Below are 18,658 nucleotides of genomic sequence, written 5' to 3'. Positions count from 1 at the left end.
TACGCCCTGGTAATTTAACGGGCGGGAACCGTTGTCAATAACAATCTGTTAATAAAATAATCGTTGTTGGCGCATCTTTCCCGCCAAAAAAATGACCCTGTTCGGGGCCATTTTACGATCACCATATTTGAATGGAACAAACTGCTGTTGGTCAATCCCGGTAATTCAATGCGGGCTTACGGTCGCCCAGCATGGGTCTGTATTGAAAACCGGCGCCTTTTGCCCGGTTAAATTCAGCCGTAGCTTTCCCGATCAACGCTGGTTGTGTAAACAGATCGATGCCGGTAAGTACAATAGCTTTGGCGGCATTGATCATGCCTTTGGCGCCTATCTCCATACCGCCTGCGGCTACCGCCTGCCAGCTATGGGCCGGTGTGCCGGGTACCCACGTGGCGGTGCTTAAACCCACGGTAGGCACCGTCCAGCTTACATCGGCTACGTCTGTAGAACCGAACCCTTCACCGCTTGTATCGGCTTTCAGGCTGTCTATTTTGCTGGCTGCCTCAACATCAGGGGCTTTAAAATCGAAGCTTGTTTGTATTTTTTTTGCATAGGCTTCTTCTGCTGCCGTATAGGTTACGCCCCCTACTTTAACCAGGTTTTTGTACATGGCTTCGCTCAATACCATATTGGGTAACAGATCGTATACGCCACCGGTAATTTCATAATCCATCGTAGTGCCGGTTCCCAATGCGGCGCCTTTGGCGGCATTCACCACTCTTTCAAATACGCTGCGCACTATTTCACGGTCCTGGTTGCGTACATAGTAATACACTTCACCGAAATCGGGCACCACATTGGGGGCTTTGCCGCCGTTGGTGATAATATAATGGATACGGGTACTCGATGGAATATGTTCGCGCATCATATTGACCATATTGTCCATGGCTTCTACTGCGTCTACTGCCGAGCGTCCTTTTTCGGGTGAAGCGGCCGCATGGGCCGAAATGCCATGAAAACGGAATTTGGCGCTGATATTGGCCATGCTTCGCCCTGCATTCACTGCATTCCGGTCGCCGGGGTGCCAGTGCATCACTACGTCAACGCCATTGAATAATCCTGCGCGCACCAGGTAAACTTTTCCGGAACCGCCTTCTTCCGCCGGGCAGCCATATACTTTGATGGTGCCTTTCAGTTTGCCAGTTTCGATCAGTTTTTTCAATTCCACCCCGGCAGCTACAGAGGCCGTTCCGAACAAATGGTGTCCGCAACCATGTCCGGCATTCACTTCTTTCATGTCGGGGCGTGGATGCTTTTCAGGACTGGTGTCCTGCGATAAGCCGGGTAGGGCGTCGAATTCTGCGAGTATACCGATCACCGGTTTTCCGCTACCGTACGTTGCTACAAAGGCGGTAGGCATTTCAGCTACGCCGCTGTCGACGGTAAATCCATTGTCGCGCAAAACCTGTTGCAATAAATGGGAGCTTTTGTATTCTTTATAACCCACTTCGGCATAGCTCCAGATCTGCTGCTCGGTTTTTTTGTAGAGATCGTACTGCGATTGAACATCGTTGAGGGCGGTTGTTTTTAGCGCATCGGCATTGCCGGTCGCTTTTTTTTGTGCGTACAGAAAGTCGCTTTGAAGAGCCAGTACCCCTGTTATGATCAGGTTGAGCAGGAATAATTTTCTCATATTATGCTGGTTGTTCTCTAAAGATAAATTTAATGTCGCTTAGTTAAGCTTTTCCACTTCGCGCAACGCTTTTGGGTGCTACCTTTCGACTACGGGCAGGGCGCTCAGGGCCCTGGTCGCGGTAATTCAGCGCCGGTTTGCGGTCGCCGATCAAAGATTGGTATTTAAAGCCGGGGCCTTTGGCCTGGTTGAACTCTTCGGTTGCCTTTGCGATCAGCGCCTGTTGGGTAAACAGGTCAATACAGGAGAACGCCATTGTTTTGGCTGCTACCATCATGCCTTTGGTGTTAATGACCACAGAAGCTGTGCCTCAGTACTGGCGCCTTGAAGTGGTTCACCCAATATTACCTGGTAATAATGCCTTTGCGGCTGCTGCGGATGAAGGTCAGGATCTCGTCTTTTTCTTCACTCATCATTAATTCCTCTTCAATCTTTAAGAGCGCTTCTTCGAGGGTGAGTCCGGCATTAAAAATGCTTCGGTAAATATCAAGAATATGATTGATTGAGGTGAGCGCATATCCTCTGCGTTTTAAACCGGTGCTGTTTATGCCTGCATAGCCCAATGGGGTGTGGGCGGCTTTAACAAACGGCGGCACATCTTTGTCGACCGTGCTGCCGCCTGCAATAAATGCATGTTTGCCTATATGCACATCCTCATTTACATAGCACATGCCGGCTACCCAGCCCCAATCATCTATGCGTGCAAATTCCTTGATCTGTGTACAATTTATGATAACACAATTATTGCCGATGGTACTGCCGCTGCCTACACAACTATAGGCGTTGATCATACAGTTTTTACCAATGGTGGTTTTAATGGGGTCTTTCAGGGGGCGGTCAATGGTCACGTATTCCCTGATAATGGTATTATCACCGATCTCCACGCAAATTTTATCTGAATACACTTCCTCTTCACCCTCTAAGGCAGCTATTACCACGCCGGGGAAAATGCGGCAGTTGGTGCCGATCCTGACGCCGGGCATAATAGTAACGTTACTGCCTATCCATGTTCCGCCACCTATTTCCACATTATCATAAATGGTCGTATACGGATCTACTTTTACATTCTGGGCAAGTTTAGCGCCGTCTTTAATATGCGTATAAGGGTGTATCATGCTGTTTTTCTCCTTGTGGCAAAATTAATCAGGCAATATACGCTTAATAACTTAATAATCAATGTGAACCCCAGTACAGAAATGATGGGGTATGTTTTTTTCAATGAATATGAAAACAACTGTCAATGAAAAGGTTGGCATTTTTGATAAGCTGCCTGTTCTGCTTCAGAAAAGATTGCCAGGAAAAGACAGTTCTCCATTCGCACCGATCTTGAGTATATTGTTGGTGAGCTTGGTAACTTCCCTTTAGAGAATAAGTACCGCTTAGGCTGGCATACCTATTTCACTTATATGCCATCTATTACCAATGAAGTTGGCTTTTTGATACATACCTATACCGGTCGCGATTATCTGAATAACCGGTTCGACGATATTGTTTTTATTGGCGAAGCCGGTTTGTATATGCGGATAAACAGAAAATAAGCGCTGTTTTCTAAAATGTTAAAATCCTTTTATTCACCATTTTTTGTATTATTATCGTTCTTTCAAAAACGGTAAACCCTGCCCGCTAACCCTTATGTTGAAAAAAAAGGAAAACCAAACGATCAACGCCTGGTGTTGGTACGATTGGGCCAACTCGAGTTATTCCCTGGTGATCACCTCGGCTATATTTCCGAGTTATTTCCTTAGTCTTGATACGGCGGGTAACGGTACGGCCTGGTGGCAAAAGCTCAGCAACTCCGTTTTGTATGCCTACATGTATTCATTCGCCAGCTTGTTCCTGCTGTTCTTAAGTCCGCTTTTTGGTTCTGTCGCAGATTATGCCGGCCGCAAGAAATTTTTCATGACCTTCTTCTCGGGCATCGGGGCCATCAGTTGCGCCCTGCTGTATTTTTCAACTTCTCAACAGATCCTGTTAACTGCTGCATTATTTATAATATCCAGTGTTTGCTATAGCCTTGGTGTGGTGTTTTATAATGCCTATATACCCGAGATTGCTGGTCCCGAACAATACGATACGGTAAGTGCCAAAGGATTTGCCTGGGGCTATCTGGGTGGCATGATCGCATTGGTGATCAGTTTGCTTATCATTCAATTTGCCGGAACCATCGGGTTCTCATCCGAACAAATCCACGCCGCCATCCCGGTGCGGCTTTCATTTGTCTTTATTGGAATGTGGTGGTTGTTATTTGCCGCCTATTCATTAAAGGGACTGCCGCCCGATCATAAGCATCATGCTATCAGTTTTAAAATAATTGTTCAGTCTTATGCGCGCATTGTGCAGGCTTTTCGCCAGGCGCGCAAGCACCGCATTATTGCGCTGTTCCTGCTGGCCTTCTTTTTTTACGATATGGGTGTTACCACTATCATGGGCATGTCGAGCGTATTTGCCACTAAAACACTCAATCTTACTACGGCCCATTTGATCGGTGTTATACTCATACTGCAATTGCTGGCCATTGCCGGCTCTTATGTATTTGTATGGGTCTCAAAAAAGTTCAGCAATTTGATGGCGGTAAAAATATCCGTATTGTTCTGGGTGCTTATTTGTTTCATCGGCTATTCGGTACAAAATAGTACGCAATTTTATATTATGGCCTGCCTGGTAGGACTGGTGATGGGTGGAACCCAGGCTATGTCGCGTTCCTTGTTTGCCACCCTCATTCAAAAAGAAAAGGATGAATATGCCACCTGGTTCAGCCTGTATGATGTGCTCGACAAAATAGGCGTGGTGATAGGCACGTTCTTATTTGGGTTAATGGAATACATGACGGGCTCCATGCGCTCGAGCGTGGCTACGTTGAGCCTGTTCTTTGTCATTGGTTTTATATTCCTTCAACTAATCAATAAAGCGTGGAAAAAATAAAAAAAGCGGTCCCTTTTTCGCTGGTGATCTTCCGGCTGCTGTTGGCGCCGGTAATGCTTGGCTACACTTTGCAAACCCATCGAAGCGGCTGGTTCCTGGTGAGTTGTTTGTGGGCCGGAATGATCTCTGATATCTTTGACGGCATCATTGCGCGCAATCTGGGGGTGGCTACCAACAGCCTGCGTAAATGGGATGCCAATGTTGATATTGTATTCTGGCTGGCGGCGGGAGTTTGTATCTGGTTGCTGAACGGGCAATTGCTGAAAGACCATCTGGGGTTTATTGCCGTGTTGTTTTTGCTGGAACCGGTATCGGATCTCATCAACCTGGTGAAGTTCAAAAAAAGCGGCTGCGCCCATAACTGGCTTTCCAAAACCTGGGGCGTTCTGTTGCTTTTTACTTTTACATTTCTGCTGGCAGGAACGCAGCCGCTCTGGTTGTTTCGTATTTGTTTGGTAACTGGTTTACTATCGCAAATAGACAGGATCATTATCTCTTCCCTGTTGCCCGGGCCGGAATGCGATATCCCTTCCTGTTACCATGCCTGGTTACGGCGGAAGGGAAGAACCTTTAAAAGATATAAGCTATTCAATTAGTTTTTAGGTTTTCAATTGATTTGCGAGCTCTTCAAAAATGATGCTGTTATGCTGGAAGTCAAATTTCCTTGCCCAGAGTTTGTCAGATCGTATTGCGACAGGTATATCATCAGCGGTTAATATTTTGGGGTGCGATTCCCCATCCTGAAAGTCAATGTATCTTAAATTATCATTTACTATATGGTCCTGTAAAGGAGAGTTCAGTACTATTGATTGAAAAAAAATTTCATCAGCAAATGCAGTTAATTCAAAATAATCCATGATCACCGGATTGAATTTGATATACTTTAATATGTATTTAATGCAATCATGCGTTAAGCACCACCATTGAGATCCGCCATAAGGCGCAAAATCTTTAAAGAATGCTCTCTTCAGGTTAACTTTTCTTTGAAGAATATAAAGAACATGACTTTCTTCATATCCTATTTTATCAATAAGCCAGTAGTAATTGATCCTGTGCGCCCCACCGTCGCGTCCCCAGCCACTATATGGAATAGTCCAGAAGTTAATGTATTCTTTTCCATAGTTGGCGTGTAAGTGATCATAAATATATTCGTTGCATTTTACCGGCATATCCTGGCCGCTTAGCAAAATGAAATATCCTTTCTTCTTCGCCGCTATTGCTGCTTTCATTAATAGCAGTGTTGCCTGTATCATACTGAACCCTGCCCAGTTTATACTGATCCTGTTCCCGGTAATTTTAACCCGGCTGTTTCTGTAAAACCTGTATTTTTTGATCTCAGCTGCAGGTACTTTTTTGTCGACATGGATAAAAAAGCTGGTTTTGTCATTATCAAGGGAATCAATCAACAGATCTAATTGTGCCAGGTTATTATGGGCTAATATTAAATAGTTGAGGTGCATAATTACTTTTTTCCTATTGAAGTTGATTTAATTAAACCATAATAGAGGCGTTGTAATAACCGCATGTCTTTAGTTATAATTATAGCCTGTGCCCTTAGGCCGTTTTTATAGGGAATGGTAAACTTATTATTAGTTGTCAAACCTCTTTCGAATTGTATGGTCGCCAAAAAACCACTATCTGATGCGACATTTGATATATAGTCTAATTTCCCATTAAGGATCCCTGTTTCCTGGTAAGGGTAAGCGTCTACTCTTAATTGCACTTTGGCACCAGTTGCTATCTTGCCAAAATTTTGTTGTGGCAAATAGGTCTCGGCATAAAAACGACTGTCACGGGGATTAATAAATCCAATTAATCTGCCTTGTTGTATAAACTGGTTTTCCTGCAATTGAATCACAAGGCTTACCTCTCCGTCGATAGGTGATTGCAGCACGTATCGCTTTATCCATTGATCAACCGAGCTTTTCAGTAAAAGAAGTGCCTGTTGAAATATATTTTCCTGTTGCGAAATATCGTGATCGATCTGTTCTATTTCCTTGCGCTTTTCTCTTTTTTGCACTTCATTGGAAAACAGTGACGCGTCTATTTTCGAAACATCCATTTGCTTATTTAATAAATTTGCCTTTTGTGTCCTTAGTTCTTCTGCAGATATGATCCTGTCTTTGAACAAAGTGTTATTCATATTGTATGATTCTTCAACCAGTTTAAGCTGCTGTTCGGTTAGGTTCTTTTGGTTTTGTATTGTTTGCCTGGTTCCTTCTAATGACTGTATATCATTTTCAATGTTCCTTTTCTTTTTAGTATAAAACCCGTTTGCGATATAGTCATTGAATAATTGCAATGAAGAAACAAACCCACGATATTCCTGTTGCAGTTCACCTAAATTGTTAAAATTGGTATTGAACAGCTCTGATACGGCAGCGTTTTGCCCTGTGCTTATTAATTCTATGCAACTATCAAGAAGAGTCGATAACTTTAATACTTCTCCATGATTGGCCGTGCTTTCTATCCAGGCTAACAGATCGCCTTTTTTTACAATGTCCTTGTTTTTAATAAATAGTTTAACTATTCTTCCCTCCTGATAAGGCATGATCTCTTTGGGCGCATTGGCTGCAGTAATAGTCGCCCTTGTTTCAATGATGTCGGGATATTGAACAAACCAGGAAGCGCCTGACAGGGCTATTAAAATGATCAGGAATAATGGGAAGGCCCATCTTTCAATAAATTTTGGTTTTCGGTCCAAAACGTCCTGAACTATTTCAGACCGCTGACTGATGGTTTCTTTAATACTTTCGGCAAAGGTCGTTTCTTTTGAAGCGCCATTGATATCTTTTTTATCCATAGATAAGGTTTTATTATTAATTGCCTAACTCGAGTTGATTTTTAACCAGTTCATAATAGGCGCCTCTGATCGAAGTTAATTCGGTATGCGTTCCTTCTTCAATTATTTTCCCGTTGTGTAATACAACTATTTTATCGGCGTCTTTTACTGTACTAAGGCGATGGGCTACTACGACAACGGTTCTGCCCTTAAAGATCTCATTCAGATTTTTTACAATTATCTTTTCGTTGTTGGCATCAAGTGAATTGGTTGCTTCATCAAAAAAAAGGTATTGGGGATCTTTATAAATTGCCCGCGCAATCAACAACCGTTGTTTTTGCCCCTGGCTTATACCAACTCCTTCTGATCCCAATTGGGTATTAAAACCATTGGGAAGTGTTTCAATATAAGAAAGGATATTTGCCATTTGGCAGCTATGTAAAAGCCTGTCTTCATCAATGTATTCGTCGCCTACTGCAATGTTGCGGGCGATTGTATCATTGAAAATATATCCGTCCTGTAATACTGCTCCACATTGATTTCTCCAGAAAGAATGTCCTATATGCTTAAGATCAGCTCCGCCAACCTTTAATTCTCCATTATACTGGTCGTAAATTTTTAATAATAGTTTTAAAAGTGTTGTTTTGCCGCTCCCGCTTATGCCAACTATTGCAGTTACCTTGCCCTGGGGGATCAATAATGAAATATCTTCCAATACCGGCTTGTTGCCATCGCCCTTATAAGTAAAGGACACACGGCTTAAATTGATACTTTTATTATGTGGCAATTGGGTTATAAAAGTTTTACCCGCAGGTTCTTCGTCTTCTATTTTGTATATGTCATTAAGTCTTTCGAGACTTATTTTCACGTCCTGCATATTTTGAGCAAGATTGACCAGGTGAGAAACCGGTCCGCTTAACTGGCTGATGATAAATTGAACAGCTATCATCGTACCCAGGGTCAACTGTCCCTGAACTACCATTTGAGCAACCATAAAACTTAGTATCAGGTCTTTACCCTGGCTAATAAATAAGGCGCCAATATTTTGAATTTGATCGTAGTTAAGGTTTTTGTAATTAAGTTTGAATTGCTGCACCTGCAAATTTTCCCAATCCCAGCGTTTCAATTGTTCGGCGTTATTCAATTTAATTTCCTGCATTCCCTGAATGAGCTGCAATGTTGTATTATTCATTTTGCTGGAAAGATGAAAGCCTGCATAGTTCATCTTTCTGCGAAAACGAAGAAAGAGCCGTATCCATCCAAAATAAAGCAGATTGCCGGTAAAGAAAACTACAAATAAGGGGATGCTGTATAAGCTCAGAATAACGGCATAAACAAAAAAGCTGCAAATTGAAATTAACATCGACAATGCCTGGCTGGTAAGAAATGATTGTACTATTTTGTTGTCGCCTATGCGCTGCAGTGTATCACCGGTATGGTGCGAAGTGAAATAAGATACCGGAAGCTTTGTTACTTTTATCCAGAAGTCGGAGAGCAGAGAAATATTAATGATATTGGAAATGCGCATTTGAAGCCTCATTCGGATAAACTCATTGATAGTGCTTCCTAAAGTAAGCGCCAGTTGTGCAAGCAATACAATGGTTATAAATTGTAAGTTGCCGGTATTGATGCCCGTATCAACCATGCTCTGGCTCAGGAATGGTAATATCAATTGGAGTAACATCCCTGTAAGTAAAGACATTAATACCTGCATTAATTGCCACTTGCCTGGTGTAAGATGCCTGGTAAGTAAACTCCAGGTCACCCTTTCTTCTTTTTCACTTTCAGACTCAAAAAATGCGGGTGTTGGTTCAAGCAGCAATACTGTTCCAATACCGCCGGCGTATGCAGCTTTGTTAGATATCCAATATTGAAGGAACTCTCCTTTTTTGTACGTTAAAATGCCTAAGGCCGGATCTGCTATAGTGGCCTTCCTTTTATTAATATCAGTCAATACTACGAAATGGTTGCTTGACCAATGTAGAATTGCAGGTAAAGGAACCATCTGTAATTTATCGAATGATATTTGAGCGCCTCTTGTCCTGAATCCAATGTTTTCAGCGGCTTCGCTTATTCCTAAAAGAGAAGTTCCTCTTTTGCTAAATCCGGTTTTTTGCCGCAGGGTTTCTGCATTATAATGCCTCCCATATTTTTTTGCCACCATTCGCAGGCAGGTAGGACCGCAGTCCATAGCATTTAATTGCTTATAATGTGTAAAGGACATTCTTTTTTCTTTTTAGATTAATTCTTTTTATCAATTCTTAAGGATAGTAATTTTTTTTGATCAGCCTTATGACCAGGATGTATCTTTTGTCACGGTTTTAACAAACTGGTTGAATAAAAAAAATTTTGGGAAACGAAAAAAACTAATAACTTCAGTACAGAAAGAAACCAGAAAGAAGTTTTTTGATCATTGTTGTACAAGAGTAGAAATTTCAATTCAATTCAACCCGGTAACAAACTCTTCAACAATCGGGGAAATAAAAGTAATAAAAAGCATCCGACTTACCTAAGCCGTTAATCAGACAGCGTAAACATTCGGGAAAAATTAATCAGTTGTAGTGATTGCATGTTGTAACATGCATGATCAGGTATTGTCATTTTGAATCGCTGGATATTCTTTAAGAGAATATTCAAATGGATAGTTATTGCATATCCTCTTTCTGTAAATTTTAAAAGTGCAAGTGATGTTCAACATTATCTATAAGCTATTTGAGCCTAAAACCAATTGCTTTGAATCCGCTAAATTGTTTGCTGATCTGCTACGGGTTAAAATAACGAATGCCTCACTTACAAAAGACATTGAAGAACATCCTGATTATCCAAGTCTTTTAAGTATTAGCGATGTGCTGAATAGCTATGGGATCTCTAATATTTCAGCCAGTTTCGACAAAAACAGTTTTTTTGAAGTGCCCACTCCGTTTATTACCAACCTAAGAGGTATAAAAAGACCTGTCAATTATTTTGCGGTAGTTTCTTCAATAAACAATGGTGCTGTTCGATATTACGATCATGAGAATGCCAGGTGGGAAACTTGTGGTGCTGATGACTTTTATGAAAGAAGTTCAGGCGTTATTTTAATGGCGGAAGTAGAAGAAGGTGCTGGTGAAATCGATTACAACAAGAAAATAAGGCAGGAGAATAATAAACAGTTTTTTCTTGCGGCTATTTCAATTTGTTTACCTCTTGTGTTTCTTGTTTACGGTGTATTTAGTTTTGCCCAACAGGGAATGAATGCTTTGCTCCCATTTTCAATGTCAATACTTACACTTGCGGGAGCAGTCGTTGGCGTATTACTGCTGTTATTCGAGCTGGATCAGTATACGCCCGTTCTTCAAAAAATATGTCGCCCCACGAATAAGATCAATTGTGGAGCGGTGCTTAATTCAAGGGGGGCTAAAATAGCCGGTATCAGTTGGGCTACCCTTGGGTTTACTTATTTTTCCGCACAAATATTATTGTTACTATTTTGGGGTATAACCAATCCCAGGGCGCTTTTTGTTATCTCCTGGCTCAATGCAATGGCAGCGCCTTACATATTGTTTTCTGTTTTTTATCAATGGCGCGTGATAAAACAATGGTGTGTGCTATGCCTGTCAGTACAATTTATTTTACTCCTGCAGTTGGTCACTTCCATTATAGCAGAATGGCATACGGCCATACCGGTTGATGAAGCCCTGTCTGCTTACATCCTGCTTCCGGTTGTTGTAGCAATTCTTGTCCCTTTTGTATCAGTAAGTTTGCTGGAGCCGGCGTACCGTTCGGCCAAACAAAGTAAAAGCAACAAGCTTCAATTGCAACGGCTTAAACATAGTCCCAAAATATTTGAAACATTGCTGGTTCGGGAAAGAAGTATAGATAGGTCAGTGGAGGGGATGGGGCTGCTGTTGGGGAATCGAAACGCAACTACCCGGATTGTTAAGGTTTGCAATCCATATTGCAAACCCTGTTCCGAATCTCATAAGATCATAGATGGTCTCCTGGCCAATAATCCTGATTTGCAGGTACAAATTATTTTTTTTACAGCCAACGAAGAAGATGATATAAGAAAACCTGTAGCAAGACACTTAATGGCGATAGCTGAAAAAGGCGATGAAACAATAACAAGAGAGGCGTTGGATAACTGGTATATGAGAAATATAAAAGACTATGAAATGTTCGAAAAAATGTACCCGCTGAATGGCGAAATTCAAGACCAGGTCAGCAAAGTAGAACGTATGCAGCATTGGTGTATGGAAAACAGGATAGATTTTACCCCCACTTTTTTTGTAAACGGCTATCAGTTGCCAAAAATGTATAATGTAACAGATCTAAAATATTTTCTTTCTGTTTAACCATGGTACAATGGAGGGAAATATTTCTTATCAAACTGATAAGATCTTAATTATTAAACAGTCCTAAACGAAAAAAAATGAAAAAATTGAAGTTGAAAGCGCTTGAACTCGGCGCTAAAGAAGTTCTTTCCAGAGATCAGTTAAAAAATGTGTTTGGTGGTTCTGTTTTAGACGATGGCGGAAGCGGCCAATGTTCTACGTTGTGTGTTGTGGGAAGTTCATATAAAGTGTGCAATACAAAGGTAGTTAGCGGTTATACACAATGTGTATGCCCCGACGGTTCCAATAGTTCCTGTCACTAATATTACCTGAAACCGGGTATCATTAATATTTCTCCAGGTTGCACCCGGGAATAACCTGGAGAAATATTTTATCTTTATAGGTACCTAACTTATTAGAATATGATGCGATATTTCATTGCTGCCCTTTCGATATACCTTGCGCAGGATTGTTATGCCCAAAAAAAGTTTACTACTGAGATCCGGTTTCCTGCAAATATAGATACCCGAAAGGTCATTATGCAATATGATAATGGCAAAACGGTATACCCGGTTGCCACAACGTTTAATGAAAATAAAGCCACCATTTCCGGTACGTTTTATTCAAAATATGTAATGCTTGCAGTTTTATACAGAAAGCCATCAGGGGCATTTTATAGTAATGAGTATTTCCTGAACGAAGGGTCTTCTTCACTTGTTTTTGCAGAAAGCAAAAATGGCGATACACCCGCTGATCCTTTAGATAGCTGCAAACTTTTAAATGCCATTGAGATCAGGAAATTGCCGGCAGCAGTAAAAATGCGCCTTTTTACAGCAAAAGAAACCTCGCAGCTGGATGAAATTATGGATTATTATGACAATAAAACTAACGAAACAAATAAGGATTCTGTTATGCAGGTCATGCATGAAAGGTCAGGTGTTCTTGTTAAAAAGCAACTGGAATTTGTAAAAAAGTATAATGATCAATATTATTCCTTTTGGGTGTTCAAACGGAATATTTCAGGAACTAACTTTATTAAGCCCGACGTTTTATCAAAGGTATTTGCTTCGTTTCCTGCAGCTGTTAGAAATAGTTTTGAGGGGAAAGAGACCGTTAGAGTTATGAATGGAATTGTGCACGCAAATAAAGGGCTAAAAGCGCCTGCTTTTTCGGCGAACGATATTACAGGCGTAACAATTAATACAGGCAATTACAGGGGGAAATATATTCTGCTGCAGTTTTGGGCATCCTGGTGCCGTCCCTGCCTGCAGGAAATGCCATCGATCAGAAAGATCCGTGATAATTACAGCGCCGATAGACTGGAGGTAATAAGTATAAGCATCGATTCAGATTCTTCAGCCTTCGCAAAGGCCATGGGTGTACATAAAATAAATTGGACAACCATTTTCGACCGCCAAAGGGAAATTTATACAAATTATGGTGGCAAACCAATTCCATTGATTTATTTGATCAATAAGGAAGGCGTAATTGTTTATAGCAGTGAAGAAGACAGGCCGGGTGTTCTGGTTGATTTACTTTCCAGGTCAGTTAAATGATATGTTATCAAATAAAAATTATTCATGTTCAACCATCCTATTCCTGTTTATGTGATCAATTTAAAGCACAGGACAGAAAGAAAAGAATACATTTTACAGGAATTTAAAAATAAAAAGGAATTCGATGTTCAGATAATTGAAGCCTGTTCACACGATATTGGCCCTATTGGTTTATGGAATAGTATCAAAAAGGTTATAACCATTGCTCAAAATAGGTCAGCCGATTTTATAGTAGTTTGTGAAGATGATCATCAGTTCACAGATGATTATTCGTCAGAAAAACTATTTAACGCCATTGCAGATGCAAAAAAGCTGAACGCTGATGTATTGTCTGGTGGGGTAAGTTGGTTCACCGGAACTATACAGTGTACAGAGCATGTGTATTGGATGGAAATGTTTTCGGGTACTCAGTTTCTGATAATTTTCAGGAATTTCTTTGAAACAATGCTAAATGCCGGTTTTAATGCCGGAGATGATGCCGATTATAAGATCTGTAGCTTAACAGACCGTAGATTTTTTATTTGTCCATTTATTTCCGTTCAAAAGGAGTTTGGATACTCCGATGCCACTGCAAAGAACAATGTAGAGGGCAGGGTGGAAGCATTATTTAAAAAGAGTTGCACCACAATTGATGCCATTAAAGACATTTCGGAGTTTTACCATAACACCCTTTCGCTAAAGGAAGAGGTGGATCTTTGCGAAATAGGATCATATAGAATTCCAACTTATATAATCAACCTACCTGAAAGAACCGAGCGAAGGAAACACATAGAGGAACAATTTAGAGGAAAAAATGAGTTCGACGTTTCCATAATACAGGCATGCCGTCATGAAGTTGGGGCAGTTGGTTTATGGTTGAGTATCAGGAAAGTAATTGAAGCAGCAATAGTCAATGATGATGATGTAATTATTATTTGCGAAGACGATCATGAGTTCACTGAAAATTACTCCAAAGAGATACTCATAAGAAATATTATTGAAGCACACGGTCAGCACGTTGATTATATGTCTGGCGGATCGGGCAAATTTGGATTGGCATTACCCGTTAGTGAAAACAGGGTATGGACCAATTTTTGTTTTTCAACTCAATTTATAATCATTTTTAAAAAATTCTTTCAATCTATTCTCAATGAACCTTTTGATGATTCTGTAATAGGTGACAAAAAGCTTTCTGAAATGACTGTAAACAAGATGTTGTTTTGCCCGTTCATTTCTCAACAAAAAGATTTTGGGTATTCAGATGTTACACCTATGCATAATGAAAATGCCGGAATGCTCAATTTCTTATTTGCAAAAAGCACCCACCGGATCAATCAGATCCACAATGCCTATATAATGCTTTTTAAAAAATAATGCCGTTTGCAGTTATCAAAATAGGGTAGTCAGGTAATTTTTCTTTTCCACCGGACCATTATACCTGGAGTCCATAGAACGGTACCGGTTATCACCCATTACAAAATAGGTATTGGCAGGAACGGTATAGGGCCCGAAATTATAGGGCGACCAGGGTTTGCCAAAAGTGCTATGTATGGCAGGGTCTTCTTTACTGTCAATATAGAGCCTGCATTTTTGTATGATGTCTTTTTGTTTAATAGTTTCCAGGGGCGCCAAAATGCTATCGCCCGGAAGCGGTATTGCTTCGCCCTCTTCAAAATCGAGATTGATTGCAATAGCATAGGGAATAACGTATAGTTTTTTCAGGTTAAGCGGTCCATCACTGTTTTTACCATTTACGAACAGGTCGCCATTTCTGATCTCAACAATATCACCCGGCATCCCGCATACTCTATGAAACCAGGTTTGTTTTTCGTATTCAGGGGCGGTTGATTTATAACAAATGAAATCGAATCTTTGAGGCTTAAATAAGTTGGAGGCCAGGAAATGTGAGCCTGTTTTGAAAGTGGGTTCATTTGATTTTGTGGGAACGCTGTAATATTGAAGTGCATTGGTTAAACGCCCGATAACGATTAATAAAACAAGGGCCCCAAAAACACTGATCAGGATGATTTGATACTTTTTCATAAGTAGGGTGCCAATATACAATTTTATTGGTAACCGGGAAAGGGCAAACGGGGCCGTCCCGATAAATCGGCACAACCCCGTTTGAAAAATTATGCTTTGCCTGTTGCCCCATGAAATTTCTCTTCATCTTCGGTCATGGGTTTGCCGCTACCGTTCGGCTGGCCTTTGCCTGTGGTAATTAAACCCATCAAGCTTTGCTGTATATAGTGCGTCCAGGCATTTTGGCAAACTTCAAAGCATTCATAGTCGGGAACCAGTCCGATATGAGTGAAGCGCACCTGCGTTTTGTTATCCTTTTCAGCAATTTCAAAACTGATTGTGGTACCTGTCCATTCGCTTTTGTCATGTGGGAACGGTTGCTTGCTACCCTTATTTTTCGACGTTTCATCGAAGATCCCCGGTTTGAAATAGTTGTCCATTACCAGCCAAACTACTTTTTTGTCAGGGATTACTTCTATTAATTTTATTTGACAACGGTGAATGTCTTCAAAATGATAATTGAACACATCATTGAGTGTATTGGTATTGCCTTCAATTTCTTCAGACCACCAGCCACGAACATTGTTGATGGCATTGAATGCTTCATGCGGTGTTCGATTGACCAGTATGGTTGTAGTAAAATCTGATGTAGTCATTTTTATAGATTTAAATTTGAATGTTTATAAGGTAACGATCACTTTTCCAAATGCCTTGCCCGATTTAAACCGGTGAAAGGCATCCTGAACTTTTTCCAGCGGAAAAACGCTGTCGATAACGGGTATGATGTTATTTTTTTCAATAGCGTTTACCAGGTCATTTAATTCCTGTGCATTGCCAACTGAATAAGCTTGCAGCCGGATGTAGTTCGTAATAAGCGGGATCAGGTCTATGGTTAGTTTGGTGCCTGTCATGAGGCCGATCAGGCCAACAAATCCGTGTTGTTTTACCGAGAGTATGCTTTGTTCAATAGTGTCTGTGCCGGCTACATCCAGCGTTACATCTACACCGGCGCCACCATTCAGGCGTTTTACTTCATTGCTCCATTGTGGAAATTCTTTATAGTTGATCACTTCATCGGCTCCCAGGTTTTTCAGTTGCTGTTCTTTTTCCTTTCTGCCGGTGGTGGCTATCACTTTCAGTCCAAATGTTTTGGCTATCTGTAATGCAAACAAACTAACACCGCCACTGCCCTGGATCAGCATTGTTTGTCCGGCCCGGATATTAGCCTGTTCAACAAGAATGGTCCAAACCGTTAGACCGCAAACTGATAATGGAGCTGCCTGTTCATCTGTACAATTTTTGGGTGTTCTTACCAACGTGTTTTCAGGTTGCACGGTGAATTCTGCCAAAAGGCCCGGACGTGAAAAGCTGGTTCGCAATTGGTCGTTGTAAGGAGTGTTTTTGCCTGCTTCCCAACGGGAGATAAAAGGAATGATAACCCGGTCGCCTTTTTTCCAACGTGACACTTTAGCGCCGACTTCTTCTACTATTCCTACGCCTTCAGAAACGGGAATAAGTGGAAGCGGAATGCCAAATGGGATCCTGTTCTCTACAATGATCAGGTCGTGAAACTCCAATGAAACGGCAGTGGTTTTCACCAGTACTTCATTTTCCCCAATTGATGGGGTTGCTATTTCTTTGAGTTGTAAATGCTCAATACCAAATTGTTCCAGCTGAATTGCTTTCACGATGCCAGGTTTTAGGCAACAAATGTACTGGCTATATTTCGCCCCAGGCGGGGCTTAAATGGACTTTATAGTGGGGTGAATTGGACAGTTACATAAAAAAACGTAAATCTTGTTTTCTGGAATATTTATCAATAGCCGCGCAATACATCTTCAATAAGTTTCAACTCTTCATCTGTAAAAGGGGCGGCTGCCAGGCATTTCAGCGAGTCTGTAAGCTGTTCAGGCTTGCTGACGCCTAAAAGGACAGAAGTGATCCGTTTGTCGCGCAACACCCATGATAAGACCATCTGGGCTAAATTCTGACCTCGCTCCAATGCAATTTTATTCAGCCCGTATACCTTCCTGATCTTTTCTTCTGTGATCGTGCTTTCTTCTATCGCTCCGTTACCACGGTGTGAAGAGGCACGGGAATCCTGGGAGCAAGCTTAGAAAGCGGCATCTCAAATCCACGCCCTCGCCAAAAGGGTAAATCAAATTCTCTGTCTCTTGTTTTTTACCTACGCCCCAATGTTCGCAACTTAGGCCCCAATGTTCGCAACTTAGACCCCAATGTTTTGAAGTTTCACCTCAACCTTAAAAACTTTCCACAAGAAGTTGCGATCAAGTGCCCCACCGTTTGCAACAAGCACCCCATCGTTTGCAACAAGTGCCCCATCGTTTACAACAAGTGTCCCATCGTTTACAACAAGCGCCCCATCGTTCACAACAAATGTCCCATAGTTTGCAACAAGTGCCCCATCGTTTACAACATATGCGGCATAATTAGCAACTTTGGGGCAGCATCCAGGAACTATGCAATTTTCAGTAATAACTATATAATATCCCGATATTACTATAGTGTATCCGGAACTCATAATGTCGTATCCAAATTTCATTATGGAGCGTCAGTAAGCAACATTGTGGTATCATTGGCTAAGAATTCGCCGTTCCAGGCTAAGATTTGGCTATACCTCCCTTTGGTATGGCCAAATCTTAGCCTGGGATGATGAAAATCCATTCGGGTATGATGTAAATCGAGTCTGGTAGGATGAAATTCCATTCAGGTATGGCTCAACCCGGGGCTGCAATGCGCTGAAGTTGCTCTGGTAAGTCGAAATGTTGAATCAAAATGCGGCATCCTTAAGTCAAAATGTGACATTTTGAGTCTGGTAAGGCGAAAACTTAGCCTGGTATGCTGAGCTCCAATCTTCCAAACTTATAGAGTTATCTGCACGAGATGCTTTGAGGAATGTGTATCGCAGACTCTATTTCAAATGAATGTCTGCATTAACAATTTCCATGAGGTTCGTAGGTGTGGCAAGTTCCTTAAACTGAAATTGGCGGTACAACCCATGCGCATCGCTGGTATTCAGCATTTTTCTGCGCAGGCGTTTACTCCAGGGCTGATCAAGAATATGCGAGAGCATTTTTTTCGAAATGTCCTGGCCCCGGTATTCAGGTAATACAAAAACATCGGCGAACCAGCCGAATGTATAATAATCGGTGATCACCCGAACAAAACCTACCTGCTTCCCATCTACAAAGGCGCCGGTACAAAAAGAATTTTCCATCGAACGTTCTACCAGCGTATAAGAGATGCCTTTTGCCCAATAAGAATCTACACTTAAATAACGATGTATCACATTGACATCCATATTTTCTTTTCCTGTTTTAATGATCACTTGCGACATATGTACCTGTATTTATTTATGCAAAACTAGTCTTGCGTGTTTGATAAACACAGTCCCAGTTTTGTGTATTTTGATGGACACAGTTATTTTTGT

General features: G+C 41.4%; 19 protein-coding genes. 7 read left to right on the top strand and 12 right to left on the bottom strand.

Features of this window, described 5'->3' with window-relative positions:
• Positions 1–151 precede the first annotated feature (151 nt).
• The 3 genes from A3860_RS37210 to A3860_RS37200 all read right to left on the bottom strand — a co-directional run bounded on the left by A3860_RS37210 (position 152) and on the right by A3860_RS37200 (position 2,748).
• Positions 152–1,633 (bottom strand): amidohydrolase, encoded by a 1,482-nt coding sequence (locus A3860_RS37210; RefSeq protein ID WP_081155676.1) that lies wholly within the window; start codon positions 1,631–1,633, stop codon positions 152–154.
• A gap of 43 nt (positions 1,634–1,676) precedes the next feature.
• Entirely contained in the window at positions 1,677–1,910 is a 234-nt protein-coding gene (locus A3860_RS37205; RefSeq protein WP_081155675.1) for a hypothetical protein, read from the bottom strand.
• Positions 1,911–1,977: 67 nt separating this feature from the next.
• The gene (locus A3860_RS37200) at positions 1,978–2,748 is read right to left on the bottom strand and encodes an acyl-ACP--UDP-N-acetylglucosamine O-acyltransferase (RefSeq protein ID WP_081155674.1); all 771 of its coding nucleotides are present in this window, start codon (positions 2,746–2,748) and stop codon (positions 1,978–1,980) included.
• 291 nt (positions 2,749–3,039) lie between these two features.
• Between A3860_RS37200 and A3860_RS42190 the strand changes: the two genes are divergently transcribed.
• From A3860_RS42190 to A3860_RS37190, 3 genes are all read left to right on the top strand, one after another.
• Positions 3,040–3,171, top strand: a complete 132-nt coding sequence (locus A3860_RS42190; protein ID WP_262497357.1) for a hypothetical protein — start codon at positions 3,040–3,042, stop codon at positions 3,169–3,171.
• A 94-nt stretch (positions 3,172–3,265) separates the two neighbouring features.
• The gene (locus A3860_RS37195) at positions 3,266–4,555 is read left to right on the top strand and encodes an MFS transporter (protein ID WP_081155673.1); all 1,290 of its coding nucleotides are present in this window, start codon (positions 3,266–3,268) and stop codon (positions 4,553–4,555) included.
• On the top strand, positions 4,543–5,151 hold the full coding sequence (locus A3860_RS37190) for a CDP-alcohol phosphatidyltransferase family protein (RefSeq protein ID WP_081155672.1): 609 nt from the start codon (positions 4,543–4,545) through the stop codon (positions 5,149–5,151). The genes A3860_RS37195 and A3860_RS37190 overlap by 13 nt, the downstream gene beginning before the upstream one ends.
• Before the next feature lie 3 nt (positions 5,152–5,154).
• Here A3860_RS37190 and A3860_RS37185 read toward each other — a convergent pair whose 3' ends face one another.
• From A3860_RS37185 to A3860_RS37175, 3 genes are read right to left on the bottom strand one after another with little or no spacing between them, the layout of a single operon-like run.
• The gene (locus A3860_RS37185) at positions 5,155–6,015 is read right to left on the bottom strand and encodes a beta-1,6-N-acetylglucosaminyltransferase (protein WP_081155671.1); all 861 of its coding nucleotides are present in this window, start codon (positions 6,013–6,015) and stop codon (positions 5,155–5,157) included.
• A gap of 2 nt (positions 6,016–6,017) precedes the next feature.
• Entirely contained in the window at positions 6,018–7,358 is a 1,341-nt protein-coding gene (locus A3860_RS37180; protein WP_081155670.1) for an HlyD family secretion protein, read from the bottom strand.
• Positions 7,359–7,374: 16 nt separating this feature from the next.
• Complete coding sequence (locus tag A3860_RS37175) at positions 7,375–9,561, bottom strand: peptidase domain-containing ABC transporter (RefSeq protein WP_081155669.1); 2,187 nt, start codon at positions 9,559–9,561, stop codon at positions 7,375–7,377.
• 463 nt (positions 9,562–10,024) lie between these two features.
• Here A3860_RS37175 and A3860_RS37170 point away from each other — a divergent pair, with 463 nt between their 5' ends.
• From A3860_RS37170 to A3860_RS42000, 4 genes are all read left to right on the top strand, one after another.
• A complete protein-coding gene (locus A3860_RS37170; RefSeq protein ID WP_081155668.1) occupies positions 10,025–11,671 on the top strand; it encodes a vitamin K epoxide reductase family protein in 1,647 nt (548 codons plus the stop codon).
• Positions 11,672–11,748: 77 nt separating this feature from the next.
• Entirely contained in the window at positions 11,749–11,973 is a 225-nt protein-coding gene (locus A3860_RS37165; RefSeq protein WP_081155667.1) for a hypothetical protein, read from the top strand.
• Positions 11,974–12,072: 99 nt separating this feature from the next.
• Entirely contained in the window at positions 12,073–13,206 is a 1,134-nt protein-coding gene (locus A3860_RS37160) for a TlpA disulfide reductase family protein (RefSeq protein WP_081155666.1), read from the top strand.
• A gap of 24 nt (positions 13,207–13,230) precedes the next feature.
• Complete coding sequence (locus A3860_RS42000; protein WP_245843708.1) at positions 13,231–14,559, top strand: glycosyltransferase family 25 protein; 1,329 nt, start codon at positions 13,231–13,233, stop codon at positions 14,557–14,559.
• Positions 14,560–14,574: 15 nt separating this feature from the next.
• Here A3860_RS42000 and lepB read toward each other — a convergent pair whose 3' ends face one another.
• The 6 genes from lepB to A3860_RS37125 all read right to left on the bottom strand — a co-directional run bounded on the left by lepB (position 14,575) and on the right by A3860_RS37125 (position 18,565).
• Positions 14,575–15,228, bottom strand: a complete 654-nt coding sequence (lepB, locus tag A3860_RS37150) for a signal peptidase I (protein WP_081155665.1) — start codon at positions 15,226–15,228, stop codon at positions 14,575–14,577.
• An 89-nt stretch (positions 15,229–15,317) separates the two neighbouring features.
• Entirely contained in the window at positions 15,318–15,863 is a 546-nt protein-coding gene (locus A3860_RS37145; RefSeq protein ID WP_081155664.1) for an SRPBCC family protein, read from the bottom strand.
• 24 nt (positions 15,864–15,887) lie between these two features.
• Positions 15,888–16,895, bottom strand: a complete 1,008-nt coding sequence (locus A3860_RS37140) for a zinc-dependent alcohol dehydrogenase family protein (RefSeq protein WP_081155663.1) — start codon at positions 16,893–16,895, stop codon at positions 15,888–15,890.
• Between the two features lie 128 nt (positions 16,896–17,023).
• Complete coding sequence (locus A3860_RS37135; protein ID WP_081155662.1) at positions 17,024–17,272, bottom strand: aldo/keto reductase; 249 nt, start codon at positions 17,270–17,272, stop codon at positions 17,024–17,026.
• A 162-nt stretch (positions 17,273–17,434) separates the two neighbouring features.
• A complete protein-coding gene (locus tag A3860_RS37130) occupies positions 17,435–17,770 on the bottom strand; it encodes a hypothetical protein (RefSeq protein WP_143774454.1) in 336 nt (111 codons plus the stop codon).
• A 369-nt stretch (positions 17,771–18,139) separates the two neighbouring features.
• Positions 18,140–18,565 (bottom strand): GNAT family N-acetyltransferase, encoded by a 426-nt coding sequence (locus A3860_RS37125; protein WP_081155660.1) that lies wholly within the window; start codon positions 18,563–18,565, stop codon positions 18,140–18,142.
• Positions 18,566–18,658: the final 93 nt, after the last annotated feature.

The organism is Niastella vici (assembly GCF_002077945.1).
Lineage (GTDB): Bacteria > Bacteroidota > Bacteroidia > Chitinophagales > Chitinophagaceae > Niastella > Niastella vici.
Note: the sequence above shows the minus strand (reverse complement) of the source record. Positions and strands in the feature narration are given on the sequence as shown.

Coding starts and splice junctions, on each gene's coding strand:
- A3860_RS37210 (WP_081155676.1), bottom strand. CDS start 1,633: ATGAGAAAATTATTCCTGCTCAACCTGATCATAACAGGGGTACTGGCT.
- A3860_RS37205 (WP_081155675.1), bottom strand. CDS start 1,910: ATGATGGTAGCAGCCAAAACAATGGCGTTCTCCTGTATTGACCTGTTT.
- A3860_RS37200 (WP_081155674.1), bottom strand. CDS start 2,748: ATGATACACCCTTATACGCATATTAAAGACGGCGCTAAACTTGCCCAG.
- A3860_RS42190 (WP_262497357.1), top strand. CDS start 3,040: ATGCCATCTATTACCAATGAAGTTGGCTTTTTGATACATACCTATACC.
- A3860_RS37195 (WP_081155673.1), top strand. CDS start 3,266: ATGTTGAAAAAAAAGGAAAACCAAACGATCAACGCCTGGTGTTGGTAC.
- A3860_RS37185 (WP_081155671.1), bottom strand. CDS start 6,015: ATGCACCTCAACTATTTAATATTAGCCCATAATAACCTGGCACAATTA.
- A3860_RS37180 (WP_081155670.1), bottom strand. CDS start 7,358: ATGGATAAAAAAGATATCAATGGCGCTTCAAAAGAAACGACCTTTGCC.
- A3860_RS37175 (WP_081155669.1), bottom strand. CDS start 9,561: ATGTCCTTTACACATTATAAGCAATTAAATGCTATGGACTGCGGTCCT.
- A3860_RS37170 (WP_081155668.1), top strand. CDS start 10,025: ATGTTCAACATTATCTATAAGCTATTTGAGCCTAAAACCAATTGCTTT.
- A3860_RS37165 (WP_081155667.1), top strand. CDS start 11,749: ATGAAAAAATTGAAGTTGAAAGCGCTTGAACTCGGCGCTAAAGAAGTT.
- A3860_RS37160 (WP_081155666.1), top strand. CDS start 12,073: ATGATGCGATATTTCATTGCTGCCCTTTCGATATACCTTGCGCAGGAT.
- A3860_RS42000 (WP_245843708.1), top strand. CDS start 13,231: ATGTTCAACCATCCTATTCCTGTTTATGTGATCAATTTAAAGCACAGG.
- lepB (WP_081155665.1), bottom strand. CDS start 15,228: ATGAAAAAGTATCAAATCATCCTGATCAGTGTTTTTGGGGCCCTTGTT.
- A3860_RS37145 (WP_081155664.1), bottom strand. CDS start 15,863: ATGACTACATCAGATTTTACTACAACCATACTGGTCAATCGAACACCG.
- A3860_RS37130 (WP_143774454.1), bottom strand. CDS start 17,770: ATGAAATTTGGATACGACATTATGAGTTCCGGATACACTATAGTAATA.
- A3860_RS37125 (WP_081155660.1), bottom strand. CDS start 18,565: ATGTCGCAAGTGATCATTAAAACAGGAAAAGAAAATATGGATGTCAAT.